The sequence below is a fragment of the Luteibacter sp. P1_D3 genome (assembly GCF_056406135.1).
The window spans coordinates 20001-22877 of the sequence record NZ_JBFUAT010000052.1 but is presented as its reverse complement, the minus strand read 5'-3'; the positions used below and the strand labels follow the sequence as shown (position 1 = coordinate 22877).

General features: G+C 54.0%; 2 rRNA genes (1 of these 2 cut by a window edge). Both read right to left on the bottom strand.

Annotated features, from left to right (window positions below):
- Window positions 1-9: 9 nt before the first annotated feature.
- A 5S ribosomal RNA gene (gene rrf / locus AC1DYM_RS21460) occupies window positions 10-124 on the bottom strand.
- Between the two features lie 119 nt (window positions 125-243).
- A 23S ribosomal RNA gene (locus AC1DYM_RS21455) occupies window positions 244-2877 on the bottom strand; it runs 250 nt beyond the window's last position.

Genomic DNA, 2877 nt, shown 5'->3' with positions numbered 1-2877 from the left:
GTATAAGGCCCCTGGCGGTGACCTACTCTTGCATGGCTTGAGCCACACTACCATCGGCGCATGCGCGTTTCACTTCTGAGTTCGGGATGGGATCAGGTGGTACCACGCCGCTATGGCCGCCAGGGAAGGGGTGGGAGCAGCGCTTTTTGAGCGCCGGCTCCACAGAGGGTGTAAACGAGTGACAAGCGTCCGGATTCGGAAGCGAGTAGAGAGAGTTAAGACGGTGAAGCGTCTTGGGGTTATATGGTCAAGCCTCACGGCTCATTAGTACACGTAAGCTCAATGCATTGCTGCACTTCCACACCGTGCCTATCAACCACCTAGTCTTGATGGTGCCTTTAGGAGAGTCAAGCTCTCGGGAGATCTCATCTTGGGGCGTGCTTCCCGCTTAGATGCTTTCAGCGGTTATCACTTCCGTTCGTAGCTACCGGGCAATGCCATKGGCATGACAACCCGAACACCAGCGGAACGTCCACTCCGGTCCTCTCGTACTAGGAGCAGSCYYCCTCAAATCTSCARCGCCCACGRMAGATAGGGACCRAACTGTCTCACGACGTTYTRAACCCAGCTCRCGTACCWCTTTAAWTGGCGAACAGCCAWACCCTTGGGACCKGCTMCAGCCCCAGGATGWGATGAGCCGACATCGAGGTGCCAAACACCGCCGTCGATATGAACTCTTGGGCGGTATCAGCCTGTTATCCCCRGAGTACCTTTTATCCGTTGAGCGATGGCCCTTCCATACAGAACCACCGGATCACTAAGACCTACTTTCGTACCTGCTTGATCCGTCGATCTCGCAGTCAAGCACGCTTATGCCTTTGCACACAGTGCGCGATGTCCGACCGCGCTGAGCGTACCTTCGWRCTCCTCCGTTACWCTTTGGGAGGAGACCGCCCCAGTCAAACTRCCYACCATACACGGTCCCCGATCCGGATTACGGACCTAGGTTAGAACGTCAAGCACTTCAGGGTGGTATTTCAAGGATGGCTCCACCAGAACTAGCGTCCTGGTTTCATAGCCTCCCACCTATCCTACACAGAAGAACTCAACGTTCAGTGTAAAGCTATAGTAAAGGTTCACGGGGTCTTTCCGTCTTGCCGCGGGAACGCTGCATCTTCACAGCGATTTCAATTTCACTGAGTCTCGGGTGGAGACAGCGCCGCTGTCGTTACGCCATTCGTGCAGGTCGGAACTTACCCGACAAGGAATTTCGCTACCTTAGGACCGTTATAGTTACGGCCGCCGTTTACTGGGGCTTCGATCAAGAGCTTCGCCTTGCGGCTGACCCCATCAWTTAAYCTTCCAGCACCGGGCAGGCGTCACACCCTATACGTCSACTTTCGTSTTWGCAGAGTGCTGTGTTTTTGATAAACAGTCGCAGCGGCCAGGTTACTGCGACCCCTCGATGCTCAGTCACGCACGTGACCACACCAAGAGGCGCACCTTCTCCCGAAGTTACGGTGCCATTTTGCCTAGTTCCTTCACCCGAGTTCTCTCAAGCGCCTTGGGATTCTCACCCTGCCTACCTGTGTCGGTTTGCGGTACGGTTTTTCTACAGCTGAAGCTTAGTGGCTTTTCCTGGAAGCGTGGTGTCAGTCACTTCGTCCCAAAGGACTCGTCTCGGTGCTCGGCATAAAGATTCCCGGATTTGCCTAAGAATCATGCCTACCGCCTTTCCCCAGGACAACCAACGCCTGGTAGACCTAACCTTCTCCGTCCCCACATCGCACTGTAGAAAAGTGCAGGAATATTAACCTGCTTCCCATCGACTACGCATTTCTGCCTCGCCTTAGGGGCCGACTCACCCTGCGCCGATGAACGTTGCGCGAGGAAACCTTGGGCTTTCGGCGGGGAGGCTTTTCACCCCCCTTATCGTTACTCATGTCAGCATTCGCACTTCCGATACCTCCAGCAGACTTTACAATCCACCTTCACAGGCCTACGGAACGCTCCTCTACCGCGTACAGATCAAAATCTGTACACCCCGAGCTTCGGTGCATAGCTTAGCCCCGTTAMATCTTCCGCGCAGRMCGACTCGAYCAGTGAGCTATTACGCTTTCTTTAAAKGRTGGCTGCTTCTAAGCCAACMTCCTGRCTGTCTATGCCTTTCCACWTCGTTTTCCACTTAGCTATGACTTTGGGACCTTAGCTGSGGGTCTGGGTTGTTTCCCTTTTCACGACGGACGTTAGCACCCGCCGTGTGTCTCCCGTGTATCACGTGTTGGTATTCGGAGTTTGCCATGGTTTGGTAAGTCTCAATGACCCCCTAGCCATAACAGTGCTCTACCCCCAACAGTGTTCGCACGAGGCGCTACCTAAATAGCTTTCGAGGAGAACCAGCTATCTCCGAGTTTGTTTAGCCTTTCACTCCGATCCTCAACTCATCCCCATCTATTGCAACAGATGTGGGTTCGGWCCTCCAGTGCGTGTTACCGCACCTTCAWCCTGGYCAWGGATAGMTCACTYGGTTTCGGGTCTACTGCCAGAGACTATTCGCCCTATTCAGACTCGGTTTCCCTTCGCCTCCCCTATACGGTTAAGCTTGCCACTGACAGTAAGTCGCTGACCCATTATACAAAAGGTACGCAGTCACCCTTGCGGGCTTCCACTGCTTGTACGTATACGGTTTCAGGRTCTATTTCACTCCCCTCTCCGGGGTTCTTTTCGCCTTTCCCTCACGGTACTAGTTCRCTATCGGTCARTSAKGAGTATTTAGCCTTGGAGGATGGTCCCCCCATRTTCAGACAAGGTTTCACGTGCCTCGCCTTACTCAATTTCATGCCATGCACCCTTTCGTCTACCGGGCTATCACCGTCTACGGCCAGCTTTTCCACGCTGTTCGACTAGAATGTACGACACTTTTGGGCTAGTCCGCGT